Source organism: Streptomyces sp. OfavH-34-F (genome assembly GCF_022347745.1).
GTDB lineage: Bacteria > Actinomycetota > Actinomycetes > Streptomycetales > Streptomycetaceae > Streptomyces.
This window is the reverse complement of record NZ_JAKRGC010000427.1, coordinates 1-4,313: the sequence shown is the minus strand read 5'-3', so window position 1 is coordinate 4,313 and position 4,313 is coordinate 1. Positions and strand designations below refer to the sequence as shown.

Here is a 4,313-nt window from a genome sequence, read left to right as displayed (position 1 = left end):
GGCCCGGTCCGCCGGGGCGAACAGGCACAGGCAGCCCGCACAGGCCGCGTCCAGGGGGGCGAGGCCCCGGGTCGCCAGGGCCACCCGTGCCTCGTAGCGCACCGGCAGCGCGTCCTCCTCGACGCGCAGGGTCAGGCCGGAGGCGTCGGCGCTCACGCGCAGCACCTCCGCGAGGCCCCCGGCGGCCACCGGGCGGGCGTGGTGGAGGTCGGCCCGGACCTCGCGCAGCAGGCCCGCGAGGGGGGCGCAGTCACTGGGCACATGGTGCTCGTAGCCGAGGCCGTCGCGCAGGGAGACCAGATGGGCGGCGTGGTCGCCGAGCGGTCCCGTCACCAGCACCCGGTCGCCGGGGCGGACGCGGTCCGGGCCGAGCGGGGGCCCCGGGCGCTCCCCGAACGCGGTGGCCGTGACATAGACCCGGTCGGCCTCTCCGGCGCGCACGATCTGGGTGTCCACCGCGGTGACGGCCACCCCGGCCTCGGCGGCGGCCCCCCGGATCGACGCGGTGAGCCGGTGGACCAGATCGAGCGGCAGCCCGGCCTCCAGCACGATGCCGAGGGCCAGATGGCGCGGGTCGGCCCCGGTGGCCGCGAGGTCATTGACGGCACCGCAGACGGCGAGTCGGCCGATGTCCCCGTCACCGAAGAACGGCGGGTCCACGACGTAGGTGCCGGCGCGCACGACGAGCCCGGCGCCCTGCGGGGCGGGCTCCGGGGCGAGGGCCCGGCCGATCAGCTCGCGCGTCTCCGGCCCGAAGCCGACCTGCGCGGTGTACCGGTCCCGTGTGTACGTCACGAAAGCCACCCCCCGATGCGTGCGTCACGACCCTGCACATCATGCTGCGGGCGCGGGGGCGCGCCTACCCGTGTTGTCGGTAGGGGGTGCGCTAAGGGCGGTCGTACGCGCGCAGCAGGAGGGCCGCCGCGATCGCGGCCAGGGCGGGGAGGGCGCCGAAGCCGGCCAGGATGCCGGCGCGGGCGGTGAAGGACTGCGCGGCGGCGTCGCCCGCGCCGGAGGAGACGTAGCCGGTGAGCTGGAGGACCAGGCCGTAGAGGAACGGGCCCGCCGCCACGCCCAGCCCCTCGGCGGTCGAGAACACCCCGGAGAGCACGCCTCCTTGGCGGCGCCCGGTGGCGGCCGTGTCGCGGGCGATGCAGTCCGGCAGCATCGCGTACAGGTAGAGCAGCTGGCCCGCGTGGCCGGTGCCGGCCAGGGCCATCGTGACCAGGACGGCGCCCTGCGGCAGCAGCGGGGAGGCCAGGAAGAGCAGGCATCCCGCCGCGAACAGGGTGGTGGCCAGGGCGTAACCGCGCGGCCCGCGCAGCCGGGACCACAGCGGCATGGTCAGCAGGTTCGGTGCGACGAACGCCGCCACGAGCGGGCCGACCCCGGCGGAGTCGTGCAGCACATGGCCGGCGAAGTACGGGGCGCCCGCGAGCAGTACCCCGGTCGCGACGGACTGGAGCACCACGCAGCGCAGCAGCGCCGCGAACGGCGGGTTGGCGCGGGCGGCGGCGAACTGCTCCCGGAGGGAGGGCTGCGCGGCGCGCTGCTCCGTACGGGCCCCGCCCTCCCGCGTACCGGCCGTGCCGGCGAACACCCACAGGGCGCCGAGCCCCACCACGGCCGCGCCGAACACGCCCGCCCAGCGGTGGCCCGCCAGACCCCCGCCGCCCGCGTCCACCAGGGCGGGAGCGGCGGCCCCCGTGACGAGGGCCGCCACACCGATGACCGCGACCCGGCCCGCGACCAGGCGCAGCCGGTCCTCCTCGCGGTCCGCGAGGTCGGCGGGCATCGCCGCGTACGGGACCTGGAAGAAGGCGAAGGCGGTCGCGGTGAGGAGGTAGCCGGCGGCGGTGAACCAGGCACCGGCCGTGCCGGGCAGCGGGCCCGCGAAGGTCAGGGCGAAGCCGAGCGCCATGACGAGCCCGGCCCCCAGCACGTACGGGCGGCGGGAGCCCCAGCGGGTGCGGGTGCGGTCACCGGCCCGGCCCACGAACGGGTTGAGGACGACGTCCCACGCCTTCGGCAGAAAGACGACCGCACCGGCCAGCGCGGCGCCGACGCCGAGCGTGTCCGTGAGGTACGGGAGCAGCAGGAGACCGGGCAGCGTGGTGAACGTGCCCGTGACGAGCGAGCCCGAGGCGTAGCCGAACCGCACCCGGCGGGTGGGCCCCGGGGTGCGTGCGGGCGCGGATGCGGGCGTGGCGGAACGGTCGCCGCCGGTGTCGGTGATGGCCATCGCGGTGCCTCCTCGGAAAGCTCCGCCGAGGGAACGGGGGAGGTCCCTCGGCGGAGCAGCCGGGGCTCAGCATCACCGACCCGCCATGGACGCCGCTTAAGCCGGTTCGTCGCAGGTGCGCACCTTCCTGCCATGCATTTTGTGGCCACCGGGGACGGGTGGCCGGGTCCGGCCGGCAGCCCCACCATGTGCCGAGAGAAGGGGAGGGACATGACAGTCGACAACCGCACGACCTCGGCTCCCGCCACCCACGGACTGGCGGCAGCGGCTGCGGGGAGCGCGGGGGCCGCCCAGCACCTGATCCACCGCCCGGCCGCCCGGTCCTACTACGGCCTGGACGCGCCGAGTCAGGGCGAGGAGCACTTCACTCTCGTCGGCGACACCCCCGTGGCCCACCCGCTCTTCAACGACGGCCCCGGCCGCTTCCACGACCTCCAGATCGCCACCACGGGCGTGCGGGACGTGGGCGAACTCGTCGGCCACCGCTACTTCGGCGTGCCCGGGGACCGTCCCGGCCTCTTCTACCGCTTCTCGCTGGACCTCACCGACCTCTCCGCCTGGCGCACCGGCCCGGCCGGCGGGGGCGTGGTGATGGAGACCCGGCTCAGGGCCCGGCCCACCCAGGTGGTCGCCGAGGTGCCGCGCGGCCTGGACTTCCATCTCGACGTACGGATCGACGGGCGGCCGTGCGCCGTCGGCTCGGCCGGGATGGTCTTCCTGATGCCGAACCTGTACCGCAAGCACGTCGCGCACGCCCGGCAGGCGATGCGTGCCGCGCCCGAACTGAACGACGTCCCCGACGCCCCGCCCCGCCCGGCCGGGGCCGCCGAGGTGAGCCGGTGCGCCGGGGAGAACGTGGTGATCAGCGAACCGGTGGACGCCTCGCGCGGCCGGCTCAGCAGCTGGGTGCTGTCCGCCCCGGTGAGCCCGGTCTTCGACGTCACGGACCCGCGCCAGGAGGGGCAGTTCTCCGGACTGCACCTGCTGGAGGCGCTGCGCCAGTGCTCGCTGCTCGCCGCCGGCCGGACGCACGGCCTGGAGCCGCGGCGCAGCACCCTGGGCGGCTGCCAGGTGCACTTCCGGGGCCAGGCGGAACGCGCGCTGCCGCTGCGCTGCGTGGCGGTGGCCGGTCCGCTGGACCGGGACGCGGAGGGGCGGCCCTCGGTGCCGGTGACCCTGACCCTGACCCAGCAGCGGTGGGCCGTCGCCGAGGCCCGCACCCGCGTGATCCAGGACCACTGAGCGGTGGGCGCGGTGCGATTCGGCATCCTGGGCCCCCTGGAGGTCACCGGCGGCGCCCCGGCGGCGGCGAAGCTCCGGGGCGTCCTGGGCACCCTGCTGGTGCGCGCCAACGAGGTCGTGTCCGTGGACAGCCTCATCGACGAGCTGTGGCCCGACGCCCCGCCGCGCACCGCCCCCACGACCCTCCAGGTGTACGTCTCGCATCTGCGCAAGGCCCTGCGCGCCGCCGACCCGCACCACGGCCGGGAGACGCTGGTCACCCGCCGCCCCGGCTATCTGGCGCGCGTCACCCCGGACGAACTCGACAGCACGGCCTTCCTCGGCCTGTCGCGGCGCGGCCACCAGGCGCTGCACGAGGGCGACTTCGCGGCCGCCGCCGACCTCCAGCGCCGGGCGCTCGCCCTGTGGCGGGGTCCGCTGCTCTCCGACATCCCGCACGGGCCCCTGCTGGAGGGCGCCGCCGTCCGTATGGACGAGGCCCGCACCACGGCGCTCGACGAGCGGGTCCGGGCCGAACTGCACCTGGGCATGCACCGCGAACTGGTCCCCGAACTCCATGAGCTGGCGGCGGAGTACCCGCTGCGCGAGGAGTTCCACACGCATCTCATGGTGGCGCTGTACCGGTGCGGGCGGCAGGCCGAGGCCCTGCGGGTGTTCACGCTGCTGCGGCAGACCCTGGTGGACGAGCTGGGCATCGAACCGGGCCCGGAGTCGCGCCGGCTCCAGCGGCTCATCCTGGCCGGCGACCCGGAACTGGCCCGCCCCGCACCGGACGCGCGCACCGCCCGGCGGACCGGCGGTGAGGACCGCGCCCTCCCCCGCCCCCTGG

The 4,313-nt window shown here is 76.2% G+C and carries 4 protein-coding genes; 2 read left to right on the top strand and 2 right to left on the bottom strand.

Annotated elements, in window-relative coordinates; all coding sequences use genetic code 11:
- Positions 1-795: AIR synthase related protein (locus MHW47_RS32640; protein WP_239227463.1), on the bottom strand; the 795-nt coding region annotated here is incomplete at its 3' end.
- A 91-nt stretch (positions 796-886) separates the two neighbouring features.
- A complete protein-coding gene (locus MHW47_RS32635; RefSeq protein WP_239227462.1) occupies positions 887-2,242 on the bottom strand; it encodes an MFS transporter in 1,356 nt (451 codons plus the stop codon).
- A gap of 210 nt (positions 2,243-2,452) precedes the next feature.
- Here MHW47_RS32635 and MHW47_RS32630 point away from each other — a divergent pair, with 210 nt between their 5' ends.
- Complete coding sequence (locus tag MHW47_RS32630; protein WP_239227461.1) at positions 2,453-3,484, top strand: AfsA-related hotdog domain-containing protein; 1,032 nt, start codon at positions 2,453-2,455, stop codon at positions 3,482-3,484.
- A gap of 3 nt (positions 3,485-3,487) precedes the next feature.
- Positions 3,488-4,313, top strand: an 826-nt coding sequence (locus MHW47_RS32625) for an AfsR/SARP family transcriptional regulator (protein WP_239227460.1), incomplete at its 3' end; no start/stop codon positions are given.